This window comes from Haloferax gibbonsii, from assembly GCF_001190965.1.
Taxonomy (GTDB): domain Archaea; phylum Halobacteriota; class Halobacteria; order Halobacteriales; family Haloferacaceae; genus Haloferax; species Haloferax gibbonsii.
The window spans coordinates 437,725-457,355 of the sequence record NZ_CP011947.1 but is presented as its reverse complement, the minus strand read 5'-3'; the positions used below and the strand labels follow the sequence as shown (position 1 = coordinate 457,355).

Sequence of the window (19,631 nt, the reverse complement as noted above, 5' to 3'; positions counted from 1 at the left end):
GGTCGCGTTGCCGCCGCTATCCACGACCCGGCCTCCGATTCTCGGAACCGATAGCATCGGCGAGGATTCAAGTCGAGGCACCGAGACGGTGGAGGCGATGAACCCGCTGGTCTTTCTGGGCATCTGCTTCGGGCCGCTGGCGCTCGTCGTCTCGTATCTCTTCACGGCGGCGACCGGACCGAGCGTGCCGCCGTGGGCCGACGCGGCCGGGCAGGCGATTCGGCTCTACGGGACGGCGGCCGCCGTGGTCGTCGGCCCGCTGGCGCTCCACGCCGACCGGCTGGACCTCGCCCGCGAGAGCGACTGGGTTCCCTCGCCCGTGTACTACCTCGTGGCGATTCCGTTTCTGAGCATCCCAATCGCGTTCATCTACCTGGTCCGGCGATTGACAGCCGCGTGAGCCGGCGCGGGGGGCGAGCGAATCGACCGCAGGCGTGTCATTCGACGGCAACGCCGGAGGTTTATATCGCGCCCGCGAACGGCCTTCCATGACAGCACTCGTGACCTTCGGCGAGACGATGCTTCGGCTGTCGCCGCCGCGTGGCGAGCGACTCGAGACCGCCCGCGAACTCGAAGTGCAGGCGGGCGGCGCGGAGTCGAACGTCGCCGTCGCCGCCACCCGACTCGGAGGGGACGCAGCGTGGTTCTCGAAGCTCCCGGACTCGCCGCTCGGCCGGCGAATCGTCGGCGAACTCCGGAGCCACGGCGTCGACACCGACGGCGTCGTCTGGACCGACGACGCCCGACAGGGCGTCTACTACCTCGAACACGGGGCGTCGCCGCGCCCGACGAACGTCGTCTACGACCGCGCCGACGCGGCCGTGACGACGCTGGAGACGGGCGAAACCGACCTCGACGCCGTCCGCGACGCCGAGGTGTGCTACACGAGCGGCATCACCCCCGCGCTCTCCGAGACGCTCCGCGAGACCACGGCCGACGTGCTCGATGCGGCGCAGGACGCCGGGACGACGACCGCCTTCGACCTGAACTACCGGACGAAGCTCTGGTCGCCCGAGGAGGCGGCCGAGGGCTACCGAGCCCTGCTCGGCTCCGTCGACCTGCTGTTCGCCGCCGAACGCGACGCGGCGACCGTCCTCGGGCGCGACGGCGACGCCGAGTCGGTCGCCCGCGGGCTCGCCGAGGACTACGGTATCGAGACCGTCGTCGTCACCCGCGGCGAGGAGGGGTCGCTCGCCGTCTCCGGCGTAGCGGTGTCCGAACAGGGCGTCTACGAGGCGGAGACCCGCGACGCCATCGGGACCGGCGACGCCTTCGTCGGCGGCTACCTCGCCAAGCACCTCGACGGCGGGAGCGTGGCCGAGTCGCTGCAGTGGGCGTCGGCGACGGCGTCGCTCAAGCGGACCGTCGACGGCGACATCGCGGTCGTCAACCCCGAGGACGTCGAGCGCGTCGTCGCCGACGAGGGCGACGGCATCTCGCGGTAGGGTCGCCCGGCGACCGGCGGCGACCGGCAGGCGTATTTCCGTCCGTCCAGTAGCCGCCGACATGGAGGTCACGACGACCGGCCGGTTCCGGGTCTATCGCAGTCCGCGCGACGGAGACGAACTCCTCTTGCTCGAACTCCCCGAGGAGCGCGTCGACTGGACCGACCCGGCCGTCGAGACCGACGCCGACGACGCCTACTCACCGACCTACGTGCCACAGACCGGCTACGACGGCGACCTCGCAGAGCGCGTCTCGGCGCTCGAACCCGGAAACGAAATCGAGGCGACGTTGACGTGGGACGACGGCGACCCGCAGTTTGCGGACGTGTCGGTCCGCGACCGGACCCGCTTTCGGTTCGTCGGTGCCGCGACGGGGCTGTTCGAGGCCGCCCGCGAGACGTGGCAGGCGACCGGCGACGGCGAGGCCATCGGCTCGCGCGTCACCTACGGCACCGACGGCGACCCGAACGCCGTGCTCTACGTCTTCGCGAAACAGCCCGGCGCGCGCGACCTGTTCGACGAGTTCGGCGACGGCGTCGTCCCCGTGGACCCGCTTTTAGACCGCCTCGACGACGAGGCCGACGTCCCCGACGCGCCCCGCGAGGTGTTCGTCTTGCGCCCCCTCGACGAGGAGTTCGTCCTCGTCGCCATCGCGCTCGACCGAGACGGACTGTTCGCGCGGACGATGCGCGACACCTACTGCTGACGCGCCGCGGGTCGTCGCCGGTCACTCCCGAGGCGCACTCGGTCACTCGGCGTCGCTCGGCGCACGGGAACCGCACTCAGAACACCGATAGACGGCCCGCCAGCCGCCGCCGGTGACGAACCGCCGCCGAAACGAGTGTCTCGCGCCGCACTCGTCGCAGACCGTCGGCGGTCCGTTCGGGTCGGACGGGTCGCGCATACGCCGAGTCGTGGCGGAGAGGACTAAATGCCACCGTCGCCAGTCGTCGCCGACGCCGTCGTGTCCGGGCGGCGAGCGGCCGGCGAGCGGGCGGGGTGCGGCCGGCGACGAGTTCGACTGAACTGACAGACTCGACAGAAAAGCGGGGCGACGAAGCGTTAGTTCTCTTGGGTCCAGCGCTGGTAGACCGCGGAGCCGCCGAGAACGGCGAAGACGAGCGAACCGAGACCGGGCGCGCCGACGCCGGAGATGACCGGGACGCCGACAGCAGCGGCGATCATGAGGACGATGCCGAGCGCGGCGAGCGCGGCGTAGTACTCGCTCCACGAGAGTTCGCCCTCGGGGACGACCTCCATGTAGACCGTCACGTCGCCCGCCTCGGCCAGCGAGACGACCTTCGACTCGTCGTCGTAGTTCACGATGTCCAGTTCGGCGAGTTTGGGGATGTGGGTCTGTTGCAGCGAGACGTAGGCGCTCTGGCGGATGTTCCGCGGCGGCGGCGACTCCCCGGTCTCCGCTTCCGCGATGCGCTCCGAGAGTTCGCGGAGGGTCAGGTCGCCGTCTTGGAGGAACTCGATGGCCATCCGACGGCGGTCGTTACTCAGTACCTCGTGAATTCGCGTCTCGGAGAGTCCGGGTTCGGATGTTGTCGCCATACGAGGATTCGATCGATTTGTGACTGGTCGCTTCTTCTATATTAACAGTTCGCCTCCGGAATCGCCGTCCGGAATAACGAGTATCGGCAGAAACCAAGGCCCTTATTTCACTCTAACGCCCGAATTGCGGCTCTATTTCGACTGCCAATCGGCCAAAAGATACATTAATGACACGTTCTGCGCCCGACGCGACCCGAAACGTAGTGGCCCGGTGACACGAATTCCTCGCACGCATCACCGGGGGTTACGATGCGGTCGTCGCCAACGGCCCCGCGCCTGCGGACTGTCAGGAACCGCTCGGCCCGTTCGCCAGCGAAGGGGCGTCCGGCGGAACGAGCCCGACGAGCCCGACGAGAAGACTCAACAGGCCGCGGCGACGACATCGGGCGATGAGCGACCCCGTCCCCGTCATCATCTACACGCGCACGGAGTGTCACCTCTGCGACGAGGCGGAGGCGACCGTCCGCGAGGTCGCAGGCGAGACGGACGTCCCGGTCGATATCGAGCTCGTGAACGTCGATACCGACGACGAACTCAGCGAGAAGTACGGGGAGCGAGTGCCGTACGTCTACGTGGACGGCCGACCGGCGTTCAAGTTCCGCGTCGACGACGACCGGCTCAGGGAGAAACTGACCGCGGCGCGGGAGTGAGCGCCGTCACTCGGCGTCGTCGATGTCGACCCACTCGACGCCGCGGAACTCGAAGCGCGCGCCGCCGTCGGTGCCGTCGGTGAGCGTGACCGACCAGCCGTGGGCCTCGGCGATGTTTTCGACGATAGCCAACCCGAAGCCCGTCCCGGTTCGGTCGGTCGTGTACCCGTGTTCGAACACCCGCTCGCGGAGCGACTCGGGGATGCCGTCGCCGTCGTCTTCGACGTAGAAGCCCGCGTCGTCGTCGAGTCGACCGACGGTCACGGTCGCGGCCGCGCCGCCGTGCTCGACAGCGTCACCAGACGTAGTCTGGTTGCCTGTGGAACCGTGTTCCACAGCGTCGTCGGATGGAGTCCGACTGCCTGTAGAACCATGTTCTACAGCGTTGCGAAACAGGTTCTCGAACAGTTGGAGGAGCCTGCCCGTGTCGGCGCGGACCACGCCGAGGTCGAGCGGTTCGAGACGGGCGTCCTCGGTGGCGACGAAGCTCCACGCGTGGGTGACCTTCGACCGGAGGTCGACCGCCTCGAACTCCGTGACCGGCGAGCCCTGTCGGGCGAGCGTGAGCAGGTCGCTGATGAGGGCGTTCATCCGTTCGAGCGCCGTCTCTATCTTTTCGAAGTGCTCCGGGTCGCCGGTGTCGGCCGCGATTTCGAGGTAGCCCTTGGCGACCGAAAGCGGGTTTCGGAGGTCGTGTGCGACCACGGAGACGAACTCGTCGAGGCGCTCGTTCGCCGCCGCGAGTTCGGCCTCGCGGTCGCGGAGCGTCTGTTCGCGCTTCGCCCGCTCGACGGCCGACGAGACGGTGGACGCGAGCAGTTGGAGGAGTTCGACGTCGACGTCGGTGAACGCCCCCTGACGGGTGTCGCCGGTGAGGAGGACGCCGTACTCGCCGAGCGGGACGTGGACCTCAGACTCGATGGACGAGTCGGGGTGCTGCACCTCCGACCCGCCGACGGTTCGTTCGTACACCCGCACCTCGTTGGCGTCGAACGCCTCCCAGATGAGCGTCTCCTCGCCGTCCCGGTGGAGGGTGGGCGACTCGCCGAACACCTGCCGGGCGGCGTCGGACTGCGCGACCGGGACGAGCGCGTCGTCGTCGGGGTCGTAGAACCACACGCCCGAGATGGGCCAGCCGACCACGTCGCGGACGGCCTCGACGGCGACGGCCGCGACCGCCTCGCTCGTCTCGACGCGGAGGAGTTCGCGGGCGACCGACTGCAGGTCGCGAAGCGCCCGTTCGAGGCGCTCGCGCTCGGCGGCGTCTCTCCCCGGGAGACGCGTCCCCGCGTTCACTCCGGCTCCGGAGTCGCACTGGTCCGCGATTTCCCCGGCGTCGAGGCTCGTATCGTCGGTACCGGCTCTGTCCGCCGCGGCTGTGGCATCGGAGGCGACCTCTCGGATGAAGACGCTTACCCCGCTGTCGTCGGGGTAGATTCGCGCCGAGACGCGAACGTCGAAGGCGTCGATTCGGGTGTCGAGTCGCGTCGTGGCTCCCGACGCCATCGCGGCTTCGAGCGCCCCGTGAATCTCGGAGCCGACCTCGGGGAACAGCTCGCGGAAGTCGCGGTTGAGTGCCTCCGCGGCCGGAACGCCGGTTCGCTCGGCCATCGCGTCGTTCCAGTAGCTGACGGCCCAGTCGTCGTCTAACGCGAAGATGCCGTCGGTGACGCGGCCGTAGACGGTCGCGAGGTGCGCGTCGGACTCGGTGAGTCGCTCCTGGACGCGGTACTGCGACACCGCGTTGAACACGCGGCTCGCGAGGAGGTGGAAGTCCTCGTCGCCGGCGGTCCGCCGGACGTAGTCGCTGACGCCGAGCGAAATCGCGCGGCTCGCCACCGCCTCGTCGCCGTGGGCGGTGTAGAGGATGAACGGCAGGTCGGACGAGCGGGCGCGAACGGCGGTGAGGAGGTCGAGGCCGTCGCCGTCCCGGAGGTGGTACTCCGAGACGACGCAGTCGACGCCGTCGTCCTCGACGACGGAGATACCGTCGATGACGGCGGTCTCGCCCCGGACGTCGAGCCGGTCGGACTCGCGTTCGAGCGCCGTCGCGACGAGGGCGACGAACTCCGGGTCCCGGCCGACGTAGAGGACGGAGATGGGGTCGTCACCGCCGTTCCCGGTGGTGTCGTCGGGGGTGGACATACTCGTTCGAGAGCCGTGAGTTCAATAGGTGTTTCGTCAGCAGCAGCGACCGACGGCCACGGGTTCAGCGACGTGGGCGAGCCGTACGGTTCGCGCTCCGGTCGCTCGGACGGGGCGGGCGTACGACTATGGCCTCGGCGCCCCTTTGGATACTCATGGAAGCTGACAGACGACTCCTCCGACAGGCGCGCGAGCGACTCGACGGGTGGACCTACACGGCCCGCGACCGGGCCTACCGCGAGCTGTTCGCCGGCGACGACGCCGCCGTCACCGCCGAGGAGCGGCAGCTTCTCGACGAGGTGGACGCGGAGCTCGCCGGCGACGGCGGCGACGGACTCTGGGGGACGGACGAGTACGCGGTCGTCATGGGACACCCGAAGAATCACCCGATTTCGGTCGTCTGCACCCGTCACTCGGAGATTCCCTCGTCGTGGTCGCGGGGCGGGGAGAGCCTGACCGAACCGGAGCGCGAGCAGTTCAACGACCTCCTGTGGGACTACTGCGAGCGCGTCCGCCGGTACGTCCAAGACGAGGTCAACGAGTTCGTCGGGGTCGCCGGCGTCCCCGAGGAGTAATCCGAGGCCGATGCGCGTCATCCACCCGGCGGACCACCGGCCCTGTTATCGCTGCGGCGAGCGCGCCGACGTGGTCGTCGCCCGCGGCCACGACCTTCGGTACTGCTGTTGGGACTGTTCGTACTCGCTTCTCGAACACGGCGGCGTCATCGTCGCCGGCGAACTGGGGAAGTCCCGCCCCAGACCCCCGTGAGCCGGCGGCAGGCCGCCAGAGATCCCATATCGCCGCTCTGGAGCTCCGTTCGCCTCGATTCCGACGCCGTGAGAACGAGTCCCGCATTCAAGCCCGCGGAGACCCTAACAGTCGACTATGAGCGACGCAGATACGCTGGACGCCGTCCGTGAGTTCGAACACGACGGAACCACGTACAAGATGGCGGACCTGACCGTTCTGGAAGAACAGGGGCTCTGCGAACTCGACCGACTGCCGGTGAGCATCCGCATCCTGCTTGAATCCGTGCTGCGAAACGTCGACGGCGACATCGTCACCGAGGAGGACGTGCGGAACGCCGCCTCGTGGGAGCCGGACGTGCCGAACGTCGAAGTCCCGTTCACGCCGTCTCGCGTGGTGCTACAGGACCTGACGGGCGTGCCCGCGGTGGTCGACCTCGCGGCGCTCCGGTCGGCCGCCGACCGCGCCGGGAAGGACCCGAAACTCGTCGAACCCGAGGTCCCCTGTGACCTCGTCATCGACCACAGCGTGCAGGTGGACTTCTTCGGCTCGCCCGACGCCTACGAGAAGAACGTCGAACTGGAGTACGAGCGCAACGCCGAGCGCTACAAGGCGCTCAAGTGGGCGCAGAACGCCTTCGACAACTTCAGCGTCGTCCCGCCGGGGACGGGCATCGTCCACCAGGTGAACCTCGAACACCTCGGGCGCGTCGTCCACGACCGCGAGTGGCGCGGCGACCGCTGGCTCCTCCCCGACACGCTCGTCGGCACCGACAGCCACACGCCGATGATAGGCGGCATCGGCGTCGTCGGCTGGGGCGTCGGCGGCATCGAGGCCGAGGCGGCAATGCTCGGCCAGCCCATCACGATGAAGCTCCCCGAGGTCGTCGGCGTCAGACTCGACGGCGAACTGCCGGAGGGGGCGACCGCGACCGACCTCGTGTTGCACGTCACCGAACAGCTCCGCGAGGTCGGCGTCGTCGACCGGTTCGTCGAGTTCTTCGGCCCCGGCGTGGGGAACCTCTCGGTCCCCGACCGGGCGACCATCTCCAACATGGCCCCCGAACAGGGGTCGACCATCAGCGTCTTCCCGGTCGACGAGGCGACGCTGGACTACCTCGAACTCACGGGCCGCGAGCCCGAACACATCGAACTCGTCCGCGAGTACCTCGACGCGCAGGGGCTCTTCGGCGAGCAACACCCCGAGTACACGGAGACGGTCGAAGTCGACCTCTCCGCCGTCGAGCCGAGTCTCGCCGGGCCGAAGCGCCCGCAGGACCGCGTCGCCATGGGCGACATGAAGACGCACTTCCGAAAACTGCTCCACGGCGAGTTCGAGGAGGTCGTCGACGACGTCGACGAGGAGGCCATCGCCCGCTGGCTCGGCGAGGGAGGCGACGGCGGCGACGGCGAACTCGCGGGCGACGGCGGGACGCTGACCGAGACGCCCGAGACGGCCCCCGAAGAACCCGACCTCGGCGAACTGACCAAACGCGTCGAAGTCGACCTCGGCGGCGAGACGGTCGAAATCGGCCACGGGAGCGTCGTCGTCAGCGCCATTACGTCCTGTACGAACACGTCGAACCCGTCGGTCATGGTCGCCGCGGGCCTCCTCGCGCGCAACGCGCTGGAGCGGGGTCTCGACGTGCCCGAGTACGTCAAGACGAGCCTCGCGCCGGGGAGCCGCGTCGTCACGGAGTACCTGAAGAAGGCCGACCTGCTCCCGCACCTCGAAGCGCTCGGCTACGACGTGGTCGGCTACGGCTGTACGACCTGCATCGGCAACGCCGGCCCGCTTCCGGAACCCATCGAGAACGCCATCGACGAACACGGGCTGTGGACGACGAGCGTCCTCAGCGGCAACCGCAACTTCGAGGCGCGCATCCACCCGAAGATTCGCGCGAACTACCTCGCCAGCCCGCCGCTCGTCGTCGCCTACGGCCTCGCCGGCCGGATGGACATCGACCTCGAGACCGACCCGCTCGGCACCGACGACGAGGGCAACGCCGTCTACCTCGCCGACATCTGGCCGGACGCCGACGAGATTCGAGCGACCATCCACGACAGCGTCGACCCGTCGATGTTCCGCGAGAAGTACGCCGAGGTGTTCGAGGGCGACGAGCGCTGGGAGGCGCTCGAAGCGCCGACCGGCGACGTGTACGACTGGGACGACGAGTCGACCTACATCCGCGAGCCGCCGTTCTTCACGGACTTCCCGCTGGAGAAACCCGGCGTCTCCGACATCGAGGACGCCCGCTGTCTCCTGACGCTCGGCGACACGGTGACGACCGACCACATCAGCCCCGCCGGGCCGTTCGGGTCGAAGCTCCCGGCCGGCCAGTGGCTCATGGACCACGGCGTCGACCCCGTGGACTTCAACACCTACGGCTCCCGCCGCGGGAACCACGAGGTGATGATGCGCGGGACGTTCGCCAACGTCCGCATCGAGAACCAGATGCTCGACGACGTCGAGGGCGGCTACACGGTTCACCACCCGACGGGTGAGGAGACGACCGTCTTCGAGGCCAGCCAGCGCTACCGCGAGGAGGGAACCCCGCTCGTCGTCCTCTCGGGCGTCGAGTTCGGGACCGGTTCCAGCCGCGACTGGGCGGCCAAGGGGACTGACCTCCTCGGCGTCCGCGCGACCATCGCCGAGAGCTACGAGCGCATCTACCGCGACAACCTCGTCGGCATGGGCGTCCTCCCGCTCCAGTTCGAAGACGGCGACTCGTGGGAGTCGCTCGGCCTCGACGGCTCCGAGCAGTTCGACATCCGCGGCCTCGACGACGGCCTCGAAGTCAACGACGAACTGACCGTGGTCGCCACGAAGGACGACGGAAGCAAAATCGAGTTCGACGTGACCGCGCAGATCGGCACGCCCGCCGCGGTGACGTACGTCGAAAACGGCGGTATCCTCCACTACGTGCTCCGTCGGCTCCTGACCGAGAACTGAATCAGGACGCTGCGCCGGGGAACTGAGTTGGGGAACTGAGTCGGAGCGGCGACCGGCCGCCTCCGACCCACGCGTCGGACTCACCGAGAATCACGAACCGCCGAAGACGCGTAGATTCATCAGCCGTGACGTGCTATGTTGTGCCATGGCAACCGTGACACCCGCGGTCCGTCCGACGTGGACGGACCTCATGCGTCGCGGAGCGGCGACCGCGGCGGTCGCGACCGTCGCGAACGCGCTCCTGTTGACGCTCGTCCTCGAAACGGGCCTCGTCGAGGTCTTCGGACCGCTTTCGTACCCACCGGTCGTGTTTCTCTCGGCCGCCGGCGCGGTCGCGGCGACGCTCGTCTACGGACTGCTCGCGGGCCGCGTCGCGGACGCGGACCGGACGTTCCTCAGGGTCGCCGTGGCGGTGCTCGTAGTGTCCTTCGCACCCGACCTCGGACTCCTGTACGTCGACCCCGGAGCGACGGTCCCGGGCGTTCTCGTGTTGATGCTGATGCACGTCGTGGTCGCGGCGGTCTGCGTGGCGTCGCTCACCGAACTCGGCTGGGGCGTCCCGGAGGGTAAACGACCGGACCCGACCGACGAGTGACCGCCTGACGCTCGACGCGCGGGCGCTTCCGTGCCACTCGTATTTAGGACGGCCTAAAAACCGAAGACACTATGTTGTTTTAGGTTGCCCTAAATGGTATGACCAGAGCGGATTCCGAGGCAACCGCGTCGACGGCGTCCTCGCAGGGAGATTGAGATGAACGCTGAGCGCACCGCGGGCGTCAGGGACGCGCTGGACCGCGTCGAACGCGAGCGCGAACAGGTGCTGGCGAAGCGGCGGGCCGTCAGGCGGTTCGAGCGGCGCGTTCGAAAGCTCGCCGCACGGCCGGAGCGCCCACCGAGCGGGACCGTCCGAGCGACCGCCTGCGGGACCACATCGATACCCGCGGCGACGCGACGAGACGCCGGCCCGGGGCGACGGCGGGTCCGCGAGCTATTCGCGGAGACGATACGCCCGCACAGCGTCTCCGACGTGAACGGGTCCGAACCGCTCGCGGTGACGATTCGCGAGGAGTTCGGTCCGGAGGTCGCGACGGCGCTCTCCCCCGACGCTGGGGGGCGGTTCACACCGGCGGTCAAGGAGGCGGTCGTGTCGGCGGCGACGGACCGGCAACGGGGCCTCGACGGGATGCGCCGGGCGCTCGACGCCGAGGAACGGTCGCTTCGAGCGGCGCTCGCCGTGCTGGACGAGTGCGAGAACTGGCTGGGCCGGGCGGACGCGACGCCGCTTTCGGAACTGGGGTTCGAGGGGCTCCGGCAGCGCCACGAGACGCTGGCCGACCACCGAGAAGCGTGCGACCGACTCGTCCGCGAGCGACAGCGGCATCTCGACGGGGCGACCCGCCACGCCGCGGCGGTCGAAATCGACCACCGGTTTCTCGCCGAGTATCTCTACGAGGACCGCGCGACCGACTACCCGGTCTTGACGGCCGCGACCCGCGCGGCGGGCGTCTGCGCGGATTGCCAGCGGGCCGTTCGCGACCACCTCGTCCGCCGCGTATGATCGGCGCGCCGCAGTACCTCCTCACGCTGTACATCGCCGAGCGGGAGGACGACGAGGAGACGCCGATTTCGCCGGGCTACGTCGCCGACGCGCTCGACCGCTCGCCGCCCGCGGCGACCGAGCGCCTCCAGAACCTCGACGCGAAGGGGCTCGTTCGCTACGAGCCCTACGAGGGCGCGACGCTCACCGACGAGGGCCGCGACGCCGCCGGAGAGCTCTACGACACCTACCGAATCCTCTCGCGGTTCTGTCGGGACGTGCTCGGCGTCGACGACCACGAAGAGGAGGCGATGCAACTGGTCGGGAACGTCAGTCCGACGGTTGCCGAACGGCTCGCGGCGACGCTGCTCCGCGGGGGCGACAACCGCGGCGAAGCGACCGAGGCGAACGGGGCGGCCGAATCGGCCGAATCGGCGTCGCAACCCTCCCCCGACAGCCCCGCGAGCTGAACACGTCGCGGTAAAGTCGCCTCCGGTACTGATGGTTGTCAACAAATAGCACGCAAATACCGCCGCAGAACCGCACCCTTTTTGTTTTAGGTTTCCCTAAACCCTCGTAATGGCCGCTGGTACGCAGTCGAACGCTGAATCCGCGTCGGAACCGGACCGACCCGACTCCCCCGAGATATCCGTCTGCAAGGGCGGGCCGGGGAAGTCGGTGTTCATGGAGTCGGGCAACAGCGACGGCTGGATTTCGAGCGACGTGACCGTCGACGTGACGCGGTAACTCCGTTCGAACCGGGTTGCGCGGAGTGCGGACCTGACGAGCGCAGTGGCTGAACAGCGCTGGCAGCTATCGCGACAAAAAGCGTCGAACGTCGGAAACGTCGGAACGGGGGCGTCGTCCTCCGACGCGTCGGCGGCGGTGCTTACTGGACGAGCGTGTCGTCTTCGAGGTAGTGGTCGATGACGTGGGCGTGTTCTTCGATTTCGATGAGCTGCTCGCGGAGCATGTGCGCCGTCGCGTGGTCGCCGAGACCCGCGGCGAGTTCGATGTGCTCGCGGTAGCTCTCGATGATGTCGCCGTACATCTCGAGGTCGTTCGAGAGCGACGTGCGGATGTCGTAGACGTCCTCGTCCTCGGGCTCGACGGTCGCCGCCTCGCTCAGCGCCGGCATGCTGGCGTGGGGGACGCCGCCGATGGACTGGAGGCGCTCTGCGATTTCGTCCGCGGCCTCCTCGACTTCCTCGTAGGCCTCTTGGAGGAACTCGTGGATGCGGAGGTGCTCGGCACCCTCGACGTTCCAGTGGTGCTTGTGGAGCTGGTGGTAGAGGACGTAGGCGTCCGCGAGGTCGGTGTTCAGCGCTTCGATTATCTGTTCGGCCTTCTCGGTGTCGAGCCGAACGGGGTTGTCGCCGACGCTGCCTGCTTCCTTGAGGACTGACTTCTGCGTGCTCATTACAATCAGTAGTTGGGACCGAGGCCACTTAATACTTATCCGAGAACAAACAATTTTTCGTGTGGCCTAAAACATCGTTTGCCGGAACCGTCTGATTGCTTCTAAAACGACGAATGACGTGTGTGAGATGGGCACACGGCCTGGGCCGGTGAATACACCTGTCCGTGATAGGCACGCACAATATATCACATTCATTATGAATTTTCGAGTGGGTGGCGCGGCGTCTCGTGGGGCCGATTCGCGCGTTTCAACCGGGTCGTCGCGCCGCTCGAAGACGGACGGCGAGGGAACGACGCCAGAGTGGCTCGCAAGCAGTCGCCGGGCTGTCGCCGTCGGCTCTATAGACCGCGGGACGGCGACGGGGTCCGTCAAGAAATCCGTTCGAATCACGTCCGCCGAGCGGACCGCTCGTGTTTCGAACGGCCGGAGCAGGGGCGGTATCGTACAGAATCGGCCGATGCGCTGTGGGCTCGATTCCGTGTGGAGAACGTATGGGCCCTATGGGGTTCGAACCCATGACCACCCGGTTATGAGCCGAGCGCTCTGACCAGACTGAGCTAAGGGCCCTCGGTCGATTCTTTCCCGTCGTCCCTCTTATGTCTTATCAGAAGCCGCCGCCGGCGAATCGGAGACGTACCGCTCATCGGCGTGAGAAACGGAGAAGCGCCACCGCCAGGACTCGAACCTGGGACAACCTCGTTAACAGCGAGGTGCTCTACCAACTGAGCTACGGCGGCTTTCGTCTGCACTCTCTCGTATTCGATGTTTCTTGATAGGGCTTTCGTTTTTACCCGACGGCTGGCGGATGCCACCGCCTGACGCGGTCGGGGGAGCACCGTCACGCTTTCGCCCGCCCGCGGGAAACCAGCGGGCATGACGAACTCGGACCTCGACGCGGTCGTCGCCGCGGTCCGCGAGCGCATCGACCCCGACGAGGCGGAGCGTCGGGCGCTCGCGGAGGCCGCGTCGGCCCTCGAATCCCGCGTCCGCGACGCCCTCGCGGACCTGCCGGTGGACGCCGACGCGCTCCAAGTCGGCAGCACCGCCCGCGGCACGTGGCTCTCGGGCGACCGCGACATCGACCTGTTCGTGCGCTTCCCGGCCGACCTCGACCGCGAGGAGCTCGAAACGTACGGCCTCGAAGTCGGCCACGCGGTCCTCCCCGACGGCCACGAGGAGTACGCCGAACATCCCTACGTGAAAGGCGACTACGACGGCTTCGACGTGGACCTCGTCCCCTGTTACGACGTGCCAACCGCCTCCGACATCCGCTCGGCGGTCGACCGGACGCCCTTTCACAACGCCTACCTGACCGAGCGCCTCGACGACGACCTCGCGGCCGACGTGCGCGTCTTCAAGCGGTTCCTGAAGGGTATCGGAGCCTACGGGAGCGACCTCCGCACCGAGGGCTTCTCCGGCTATCTCGCCGAACTCCTCGTGGTCGAACACGGCGGCTTCGAGCCGCTGCTTCGGGCGGCCGCCGACTGGAGCCCGCAGGTCGATTTCGACCCGGAGGACCACGGAACGCGGCGTTTCTCGGACCCGCTCGTCGTCATCGACCCGACCGACCCCGAGCGGAACGTCGCCGCGGTCTGCTCGGCTGAGAACGTCGCCCGACTCCAGCACTACGCCCGCGACCTGCTCGCTGAGCCGCGCGAATCGCTGTTTTTCCGGCCCGGCCCGCCGGCGCTCGACGCCGACGGCGTTCGGAGCCACCTCGACCGCCGCGGGACCACGGCCGTCGCCGTCGTCTTCGACTGCCCGGACCTCGTGGACGACCAGCTCTACCCGCAGCTGAGAAAGTCGCTGACCGGCGTCACCGACGGCCTCGACAGGCGCGGCTTCGACGTGTTCCGGCGCGCGACGTTCGCCGCCGACGACGCCGGCGACGAAGCAGAGGCCGTCCTCTTCGCGGAACTCTCGGTTGCCGAGCGTCCCGCGGTCGAGCGCCACGAGGGGCCGCCGGTCCACGTCCGACGCCACGCCGAGGGGTTTTACGGCGCGTACGAGGACGGCAACGACCACTACGGACCGTTCCTCGACGGCGACCGCTACGTGGTCGAGCGGGAGCGGGAGTTCACCTCGGCGACCGACTTCCTCGAAAGCGACGCGCTGTTCGACGTGGCGCTCGGAAAACACGTGAAATCGACGCTCAGGGAGGACGGCTACGACGTGCTCGTCGGCGACGACGTGGCCGCGCTCGCCGAGTCGTTCGGCGCCGACTTGGGTCGTTACTTCGTGCCGAGACCGTGAGCAGCGCGTACGTCGTCAACTAGTTCGACGTTCTTCTCGTCGGGGTCTTCGTCGGGGTCCATGGCGATGCGGCCGTCGAACGTCTCGTGGACGGTCGCGACGCCCTCGGAGAGGGTGTCGAGGCCGTAGCCGCCTTCGAGGACGAAAGCGATGGCGGCGTTGGTCGCCTCACAGAGGTCCTGGACGCACTCGGTGAGCATCGCGTACCCCTCGGTCGAGACGCGCATCCGCGAGATGGGGTCGTGGCGGTGGGCGTCGAAGCCGGCGCTCACGATGAACAGGTCGGGGTCGAACTGCTCGACGGCGGGGGCGACCGCCTCGTCGAACGAGTAGACGTAGTCGGCGTCGCCCGCGCCGGCGTGGAGCGGCACGTTGAGAGTCGTCCCCTCGCCGTCGCCCTCGCCGGTCTCTTCGACCTCGCCCGTGCCGGGGTAGAGGCCGTCCTCGTGGATGGACGTGTAGAACACGTCGCCGCGGTCGTAGAAGATGTCCTGCGTGCCGTTGCCGTGGTGGACGTCCCAGTCGAAGATGGCGACGCGCTCGGCGAGGCCGTCGTCGATGACCGCCTGCGCGGCGACGGCGGCGTTGTTGAAGAAACAAAAGCCCATGGCGTCGTCCTCGACGGCGTGGTGGCCCGGGGGGCGGCCGAGCGAGAACGGCGTGTCGCGGCCGTCGTCGCCGTCGAGGGCGGCCCGGGCGGCCCACTCGGCGAGGCCGGCGGAGGTGAGCGCGGCGTCCCACGACGCCTCGACGGCGACGGTGTCGGGGTCCCAGTTACCGCCGCCGTCGCGACAGAAGTCGTGGAACTCGTCGACGTAGCCGTCTTCGTGGACGGCCGCGACGGTCGATTTCTCGGCGGGGGGCGCGTCGACGTACTCGACGCCGTGGCGCTTCGCCAGCCCGCGTCGTATCGCTCGGAGTCGGTCGGCCGTCTCGGGGTGTCGCGGCCCGGTGTCGTGGTCGAGACACGTTTCGCTGTAGCCGAATTGCATTATTCGAAGAGGGAGAAGTAGGTCTCGATGTCCTCGGATTGGACCGTCCGCCGGTCGGCGTGGTGGGCGAGTTTGACGGCGGCGCCCGCCACGTTGACGGCGTAGTCTTCGAGGATATCGGCCAGGGCGATTCGAGCGTCCATCGCGACGCGGTAGCGGTCGTCGATTCGGAGGCGGGCGATACGGTCGATGGGGGCGATAGGGAGGAGGAGTTCGTCGCGGTCGACGACCTGCTGGACGCCGAAGTCCTCGGCCATCAACGTCTTGCGACCGTCCGCCGTCGCCCGGTCGGCGGCGTCTATCGCGAGTTCCGCGCCGCGGTCCTGAATCCGGCGGGCGAGCGCCTCGGCGGCGCCGGCGCTCACTCGCAACTCACCTGCGTTCTGCCGGATAATCGCGTCTACCGGGGCGAACGGTAGCTCGACACTCATACCCACATATCGGGTCCGTGCGGCGTATAATCCTTTCCGTCGCGGCCCCTTCTGTATTTTATCGCACGCAGCGCTCCCGAGCGATGGGATTTCGCTGTGAGAACCCGCAAAACCGGACGAACGATGAGTGGGATTCGATGGCCCGCCGACGGCGGGACGATGGGCGACCGGCCGTCGCCTCGGCGCTTCGCAGCGCCGTCGTTTCGTCGCGCCCTCGTCGTTACCGCTGTGCGCCGGTGTGGACCTCGACCGTCTCGGCGCTGATGCGGCCGTCGGTCTCCGTGCCGGAGACCGTCACCTCGTCGCCGAGGCCGAGGTCGGCTTCGGTGTCGACGGTCTTGGTCTGCGTGCCGTCGTCGAGGATGACCGGCGTCCCGGCCTGCACGACCGTCCCGGTGAACTCGACCGACTCGCCGGCGGACTCCGTCGCGGTCGCGTCCGACGAGGACCCGCCGTTCGCGGCGGACGCGTCACCAGACGACTCGGACGAACCGCCGCCTGAGAACGCGCCGAGGCCCTGGTCGCTCGGCGGCGTCGGTCCCGAATCGCCGGCATCGGTCCCGGCCGCGCCCTCGGGGGCCTCGTCCATCACGGTGACGGACGACCGCCAGCCGGCGGAGGCTTCGAGGTCCTCCTGCCAGCCGTCTTTTATCTCCACGTCGGTGATGACGACGTAGTCCGCGAGGTCGACGTCGGCGTCGGCCTTCTCGCCCCAGAGGGCGACCCGGATGTCGCCGGTGCCGTCCTTGACGCGGATGTTGCGGACCTGTCCCTCGGAACCGTCGTCGCGGTCGAAGGTGCGCTTGCCGTCCGCCTCGATGACGCCGCCGGCGATGTCGACCGTCTGGCCGAGTTCGAGCGTGCCGATGTCGGTCGTCTCGGGGACGTACTCGATGTCCTCGTCGATGACTTCGACCGCGCCGCGGGAGCCGACGTGGAGTTCGAGCGAGCCGTCGCGCTCGCGGACGTAGCCGTCGACGACCTCGACCGACTGGCCGGTTTCGAGCTCCTCGGCGAGGTCCGCTCGCTCGTCCCAGAGCGTGACGCGGACGCGACCGGTCGGGTCGCCGACGGAGAGGTTCGAGACGCGACCCTCGGTGCCGTCGTCGCGGTCGAACGTTCGGACGGTTCCGGTGTCGAGAATCTTGCCTTCGAGGTTCACGTCCGAGAGGCCGAGCGCGAGGTCTTCGACGCGGTAGGTGTCGAGCACCTGCACGTCGACCTCGGCGTCGAGGTCCTCTTCGACCTTGCTCGCGCTGACCTCGACGCCGTTGTAGCCGTCTTTCGGGCGACCGCCGATGCGGAGGACGGTACCGACTTCGAGGTTCTCCTTCGCGCCGGCGGCCATCTCGTCCCACAGCGAGACGCGGATGCGACCGGTCTCGTCGGCGACCTCAATGTTGACGACCCGCCCGTCTTCGTCCTCGCCGTCGCGTTCGAACGTCCGGACCTCGCCGATGCTGACGACCTTGGCGAGGAACTTCACGTCCTCCATGCCCGGTTCGATGTCGGCGATGCCGTTGACCTCCTCGTCGCGTAGTTCGTGGGCGATGAGCATCGCCGCCGTCTCCTCGTCGGCGAGGCCGCCCATCTGTTCGACCTTATCGTTGACCGCCGCCTCGAACTTCTCGAACTCGACATCGGTGTCGAGGTCGTCGTAGACCTCCCGAATGACGCCCATCAGGCGTCACCTCCCGGAACGAAGCGCGCGCGTCGCGGCAGACCAAACGTCGTACTCATACTATGGACGAACAGGGAAGGGCCGCGCTTAAGCGTTGTTTTCCTCCGGATTGGACCGCCGAACCGGCCGCGCGAATCGAGCGACATAGCGGGGGTGGCCGCGGCCTCGGATTTGAACCTTCGGACCGTCAGGCGTCCGCGTCGACGCGGGCGACCTCACGGCGACCGTCGGCGTCGTCGTGGACGACGACCGCCCGGCCGGGGAGGCCGCTTTCGAACCGGAGCGTCGCCTCGTAGCCGCGGGCGACCGGCGATTCGGCGCAGTTCTTCACGTCGGTCCGCTCGACGGCCTCGACGACGAGCGTGGCCGTGTCCGCGTCGGCGTCGTAGTCGGCCCGCGCGAGTCGGGCGATGGTGCACTCGGTCGCCCCCGAGACACAGCCGACGACCGAGAACCCGGTCTCGGTCTCGGTCGCGAGCGCCCCGTCGGCCGGACAGGCGTCGGCGCGGACGGGCGTGAACGAGCGCCCGACGAGTCGCGGACGGCGGGGCGTCTCCGTCGTCGACGCAGCCTCGGTCTCGGTGCTCGCCGTCGACCGCTCGGCGGCGTCGTCGCCGCCGCTCGCGCACCCCGCGAGCGAGGTGCACAGCCCGAGGGTTCCGAGGAGGAGCGCGCGTCGATTCACACACGAGACTAGGCTCGCCGGCGAAAAAGTCCTTTGCGTGCGGTACGCACGGTCGCCGCGGCGGACGGAAACGCGCCGGAGACGGCGTGAGAAGCGGTCGTCGTTCACGCCGGAGACCGGGTTCCGTGCCCGGAGTTCGACGCCCGCCTCGTGCCGTGGTCCCGCGGTTCACTGGGAGTTCACATCGTAACCGTCTTAAGTAACCGTCGAGTACCGAAGAATGCAGCAAGACAGTCCTGATAGGGTAGTGGACTATCCTCCTGGCTTGCGGAGCCAGGGACCGGAGTTCAAATCTCCGTCAGGACGCTTTCCTTTAGAACACTATTCTCCGAGAGCCTTCTGTTCTCCCGGGTCGGTCTACAGTCTCCGTACGGAATCTGAACGGCGAGCGATATCGCCGCGAGCGAGTTCAGCGCGCGTCAGGACTCGGCGTGGGCGGCCAGTCCGAGGTCCAGTTCTTCGACCCCGTCGAGCACTAGGTCGGCCATGCGGCGCGCTCCGTGCTCGCTGAAGTGCGTGTCGTCGGCGATTCCATCGGGGTAGTTCGGATGTTCGCCCGGCTCCAGATGGTTGTAGAGCGCCGTCGAGTCCGCGGGACCGAGTTCTTCCAAGAGCGAACGCGTTCGCTCGTCCATGTCGATAAACGGCACGTCGCGGTCGCGCGCGACGGCTCTCGTCAGGTCGGCGTACTCGCGGTGGGTGTCCTTCGGGACGCCGTCGTCGTCGAAGTGACGACGCGCGATGGAGGTGAGCAACACGGGCGTCGCCCCCTGCTCGCGCGTCTCGCCGACGAACGTCCGGAGGTTGTCGACGAACGCCTCCTCGGTCGTGTGCTGTTCCTTCGAGGGCACCTCGTCGTTGTGGCCGAACTGGACGAACACGTAGTCGGTCTCGGTCAACTGCCGGACGACGGGACGCCAGCGGCCCTCCTCCAGAAACGTGCGGGTGCTCCGGCCGTTTCGGGCGTGATTCGCCACCGCGACGGCGTCGTCGAAGCGGTCGGCGAAGGGCATTCCCCAGCCGGTTTCGGGACGCTCGTTGGCATCCTTATCGGCCATGGTGGAGTCCCCGACGAGATGGACGGTAATCGACTCGGACGACATTTCGATAGCGCTCGTCCGGGCGGCGTATAG

21 protein-coding genes and 3 tRNA genes are annotated in these 19,631 nt (G+C 68.3%); 13 read left to right on the top strand and 11 right to left on the bottom strand.

The window, feature by feature from the left end; translation table 11 throughout:
* Positions 1-97 precede the first annotated feature (97 nt).
* The 3 genes from ABY42_RS02515 to ABY42_RS02505 all read left to right on the top strand — a co-directional run bounded on the left by ABY42_RS02515 (position 98) and on the right by ABY42_RS02505 (position 2,151).
* Complete coding sequence (locus ABY42_RS02515) at positions 98-400, top strand: hypothetical protein (RefSeq protein WP_004973272.1); 303 nt, start codon at positions 98-100, stop codon at positions 398-400.
* 88 nt (positions 401-488) lie between these two features.
* Positions 489-1,445, top strand: coding sequence for a bifunctional 2-dehydro-3-deoxygluconokinase/2-dehydro-3-deoxygalactonokinase (gene kdgK1 / locus ABY42_RS02510; RefSeq protein ID WP_050458635.1), 957 nt, complete (start codon positions 489-491; stop codon positions 1,443-1,445).
* A 61-nt stretch (positions 1,446-1,506) separates the two neighbouring features.
* Positions 1,507-2,151, top strand: a complete 645-nt coding sequence (locus ABY42_RS02505; protein WP_050458634.1) for a DUF6663 family protein — start codon at positions 1,507-1,509, stop codon at positions 2,149-2,151.
* 42 nt (positions 2,152-2,193) lie between these two features.
* Here ABY42_RS02505 and ABY42_RS19690 read toward each other — a convergent pair whose 3' ends face one another.
* Both ABY42_RS19690 and ABY42_RS02500 read right to left on the bottom strand, forming a co-directional pair.
* Positions 2,194-2,349 (bottom strand): hypothetical protein, encoded by a 156-nt coding sequence (locus tag ABY42_RS19690; RefSeq protein ID WP_004973279.1) that lies wholly within the window; start codon positions 2,347-2,349, stop codon positions 2,194-2,196.
* Between the two features lie 158 nt (positions 2,350-2,507).
* Positions 2,508-3,005, bottom strand: a complete 498-nt coding sequence (locus ABY42_RS02500) for a DUF7344 domain-containing protein (RefSeq protein WP_004973284.1) — start codon at positions 3,003-3,005, stop codon at positions 2,508-2,510.
* Positions 3,006-3,394: 389 nt separating this feature from the next.
* On the opposite strand from ABY42_RS02500, the gene ABY42_RS02495 reads away from it, so the two are divergent.
* Positions 3,395-3,655: a glutaredoxin family protein gene (locus ABY42_RS02495; RefSeq protein ID WP_050458633.1), complete on the top strand. Its 261-nt coding sequence runs from the start codon at positions 3,395-3,397 to the stop codon at positions 3,653-3,655.
* A gap of 6 nt (positions 3,656-3,661) precedes the next feature.
* Here the strand turns inward: ABY42_RS02495 and ABY42_RS02490 are convergent, their stop codons facing one another.
* Positions 3,662-5,800, bottom strand: a complete 2,139-nt coding sequence (locus tag ABY42_RS02490) for a receiver/sensor box histidine kinase (RefSeq protein ID WP_050458632.1) — start codon at positions 5,798-5,800, stop codon at positions 3,662-3,664.
* Between the two features lie 155 nt (positions 5,801-5,955).
* Between ABY42_RS02490 and ABY42_RS02485 the strand changes: the two genes are divergently transcribed.
* From ABY42_RS02485 to ABY42_RS19685, 7 genes are all read left to right on the top strand, one after another.
* Positions 5,956-6,375: a DUF7539 family protein gene (locus tag ABY42_RS02485; RefSeq protein WP_050458631.1), complete on the top strand. Its 420-nt coding sequence runs from the start codon at positions 5,956-5,958 to the stop codon at positions 6,373-6,375.
* A gap of 10 nt (positions 6,376-6,385) precedes the next feature.
* Positions 6,386-6,568 (top strand): hypothetical protein, encoded by a 183-nt coding sequence (locus ABY42_RS02480; RefSeq protein ID WP_004973290.1) that lies wholly within the window; start codon positions 6,386-6,388, stop codon positions 6,566-6,568.
* A 117-nt stretch (positions 6,569-6,685) separates the two neighbouring features.
* Positions 6,686-9,499 (top strand): aconitate hydratase, encoded by a 2,814-nt coding sequence (locus tag ABY42_RS02475; RefSeq protein ID WP_050458629.1) that lies wholly within the window; start codon positions 6,686-6,688, stop codon positions 9,497-9,499.
* Between the two features lie 145 nt (positions 9,500-9,644).
* The gene (locus ABY42_RS02470; protein ID WP_049904976.1) at positions 9,645-10,094 is read left to right on the top strand and encodes a DUF6069 family protein; all 450 of its coding nucleotides are present in this window, start codon (positions 9,645-9,647) and stop codon (positions 10,092-10,094) included.
* 156 nt (positions 10,095-10,250) lie between these two features.
* On the top strand, positions 10,251-11,057 hold the full coding sequence (locus ABY42_RS02465; RefSeq protein WP_050458627.1) for a DUF7260 family protein: 807 nt from the start codon (positions 10,251-10,253) through the stop codon (positions 11,055-11,057).
* The gene (locus ABY42_RS02460; protein ID WP_004973299.1) at positions 11,054-11,506 is read left to right on the top strand and encodes a metal-dependent transcriptional regulator; all 453 of its coding nucleotides are present in this window, start codon (positions 11,054-11,056) and stop codon (positions 11,504-11,506) included. The genes ABY42_RS02465 and ABY42_RS02460 overlap by 4 nt, the downstream gene beginning before the upstream one ends.
* Positions 11,507-11,615: 109 nt before the next feature.
* Positions 11,616-11,783, top strand: coding sequence for a hypothetical protein (locus ABY42_RS19685; RefSeq protein ID WP_004973301.1), 168 nt, complete (start codon positions 11,616-11,618; stop codon positions 11,781-11,783).
* A 142-nt stretch (positions 11,784-11,925) separates the two neighbouring features.
* Here ABY42_RS19685 and dpsA read toward each other — a convergent pair whose 3' ends face one another.
* The 3 genes from dpsA to ABY42_RS02445 all read right to left on the bottom strand — a co-directional run bounded on the left by dpsA (position 11,926) and on the right by ABY42_RS02445 (position 13,193).
* A complete protein-coding gene (gene dpsA, locus ABY42_RS02455) occupies positions 11,926-12,456 on the bottom strand; it encodes a DNA starvation/stationary phase protection protein DpsA (RefSeq protein WP_004065235.1) in 531 nt (176 codons plus the stop codon).
* Between the two features lie 492 nt (positions 12,457-12,948).
* A tRNA-Ile gene (locus ABY42_RS02450) sits at positions 12,949-13,023 on the bottom strand.
* Between the two features lie 97 nt (positions 13,024-13,120).
* Positions 13,121-13,193, bottom strand: a tRNA-Asn gene (locus ABY42_RS02445).
* A 136-nt stretch (positions 13,194-13,329) separates the two neighbouring features.
* On the opposite strand from ABY42_RS02445, the gene cca reads away from it, so the two are divergent.
* The gene (cca, locus tag ABY42_RS02440) at positions 13,330-14,709 is read left to right on the top strand and encodes a CCA tRNA nucleotidyltransferase (protein WP_050458626.1); all 1,380 of its coding nucleotides are present in this window, start codon (positions 13,330-13,332) and stop codon (positions 14,707-14,709) included.
* Here the strand turns inward: cca and ABY42_RS02435 are convergent.
* From ABY42_RS02435 to ABY42_RS02420, 4 genes are all read right to left on the bottom strand, one after another.
* Complete coding sequence (locus ABY42_RS02435; RefSeq protein ID WP_050458625.1) at positions 14,688-15,701, bottom strand: histone deacetylase family protein; 1,014 nt, start codon at positions 15,699-15,701, stop codon at positions 14,688-14,690. The two genes, cca and ABY42_RS02435, sit on opposite strands and share 22 nt — an antisense overlap.
* Complete coding sequence (locus ABY42_RS02430) at positions 15,701-16,132, bottom strand: histone (protein WP_004973309.1); 432 nt, start codon at positions 16,130-16,132, stop codon at positions 15,701-15,703. The genes ABY42_RS02435 and ABY42_RS02430 overlap by 1 nt, the downstream gene beginning before the upstream one ends.
* A gap of 220 nt (positions 16,133-16,352) precedes the next feature.
* The gene (locus tag ABY42_RS02425; RefSeq protein ID WP_050458624.1) at positions 16,353-17,813 is read right to left on the bottom strand and encodes a single-stranded DNA binding protein; all 1,461 of its coding nucleotides are present in this window, start codon (positions 17,811-17,813) and stop codon (positions 16,353-16,355) included.
* 187 nt (positions 17,814-18,000) lie between these two features.
* Positions 18,001-18,498, bottom strand: coding sequence for a hypothetical protein (locus ABY42_RS02420; protein ID WP_050458622.1), 498 nt, complete (start codon positions 18,496-18,498; stop codon positions 18,001-18,003).
* A 233-nt stretch (positions 18,499-18,731) separates the two neighbouring features.
* Between ABY42_RS02420 and ABY42_RS02415 the strand changes: the two genes are divergently transcribed.
* A tRNA-Arg gene (locus ABY42_RS02415) sits at positions 18,732-18,804 on the top strand.
* Positions 18,805-18,917: 113 nt separating this feature from the next.
* Here ABY42_RS02415 and ABY42_RS02410 read toward each other — a convergent pair.
* On the bottom strand, positions 18,918-19,601 hold the full coding sequence (locus ABY42_RS02410; RefSeq protein WP_004973314.1) for a rhamnogalacturonan acetylesterase: 684 nt from the start codon (positions 19,599-19,601) through the stop codon (positions 18,918-18,920).
* Positions 19,602-19,631 lie beyond the last annotated feature (30 nt).

Coding starts and splice junctions, on each gene's coding strand:
- ABY42_RS02460 (WP_004973299.1), top strand. CDS start 11,054: ATGATCGGCGCGCCGCAGTACCTCCTCACGCTGTACATCGCCGAGCGG.
- ABY42_RS02485 (WP_050458631.1), top strand. CDS start 5,956: ATGGAAGCTGACAGACGACTCCTCCGACAGGCGCGCGAGCGACTCGAC.
- ABY42_RS02470 (WP_049904976.1), top strand. CDS start 9,645: ATGGCAACCGTGACACCCGCGGTCCGTCCGACGTGGACGGACCTCATG.
- ABY42_RS19685 (WP_004973301.1), top strand. CDS start 11,616: ATGGCCGCTGGTACGCAGTCGAACGCTGAATCCGCGTCGGAACCGGAC.
- ABY42_RS02410 (WP_004973314.1), bottom strand. CDS start 19,601: ATGTCGTCCGAGTCGATTACCGTCCATCTCGTCGGGGACTCCACCATG.
- dpsA (WP_004065235.1), bottom strand. CDS start 12,456: ATGAGCACGCAGAAGTCAGTCCTCAAGGAAGCAGGCAGCGTCGGCGAC.
- ABY42_RS02435 (WP_050458625.1), bottom strand. CDS start 15,701: ATGCAATTCGGCTACAGCGAAACGTGTCTCGACCACGACACCGGGCCG.
- ABY42_RS02495 (WP_050458633.1), top strand. CDS start 3,395: ATGAGCGACCCCGTCCCCGTCATCATCTACACGCGCACGGAGTGTCAC.
- ABY42_RS02480 (WP_004973290.1), top strand. CDS start 6,386: ATGCGCGTCATCCACCCGGCGGACCACCGGCCCTGTTATCGCTGCGGC.
- ABY42_RS02500 (WP_004973284.1), bottom strand. CDS start 3,005: ATGGCGACAACATCCGAACCCGGACTCTCCGAGACGCGAATTCACGAG.
- ABY42_RS02490 (WP_050458632.1), bottom strand. CDS start 5,800: ATGTCCACCCCCGACGACACCACCGGGAACGGCGGTGACGACCCCATC.
- ABY42_RS02425 (WP_050458624.1), bottom strand. CDS start 17,813: ATGGGCGTCATTCGGGAGGTCTACGACGACCTCGACACCGATGTCGAG.
- ABY42_RS02430 (WP_004973309.1), bottom strand. CDS start 16,132: ATGAGTGTCGAGCTACCGTTCGCCCCGGTAGACGCGATTATCCGGCAG.
- ABY42_RS19690 (WP_004973279.1), bottom strand. CDS start 2,349: ATGCGCGACCCGTCCGACCCGAACGGACCGCCGACGGTCTGCGACGAG.
- kdgK1 (WP_050458635.1), top strand. CDS start 489: ATGACAGCACTCGTGACCTTCGGCGAGACGATGCTTCGGCTGTCGCCG.
- ABY42_RS02465 (WP_050458627.1), top strand. CDS start 10,251: ATGAACGCTGAGCGCACCGCGGGCGTCAGGGACGCGCTGGACCGCGTC.
- ABY42_RS02515 (WP_004973272.1), top strand. CDS start 98: ATGAACCCGCTGGTCTTTCTGGGCATCTGCTTCGGGCCGCTGGCGCTC.
- cca (WP_050458626.1), top strand. CDS start 13,330: ATGACGAACTCGGACCTCGACGCGGTCGTCGCCGCGGTCCGCGAGCGC.
- ABY42_RS02475 (WP_050458629.1), top strand. CDS start 6,686: ATGAGCGACGCAGATACGCTGGACGCCGTCCGTGAGTTCGAACACGAC.
- ABY42_RS02505 (WP_050458634.1), top strand. CDS start 1,507: ATGGAGGTCACGACGACCGGCCGGTTCCGGGTCTATCGCAGTCCGCGC.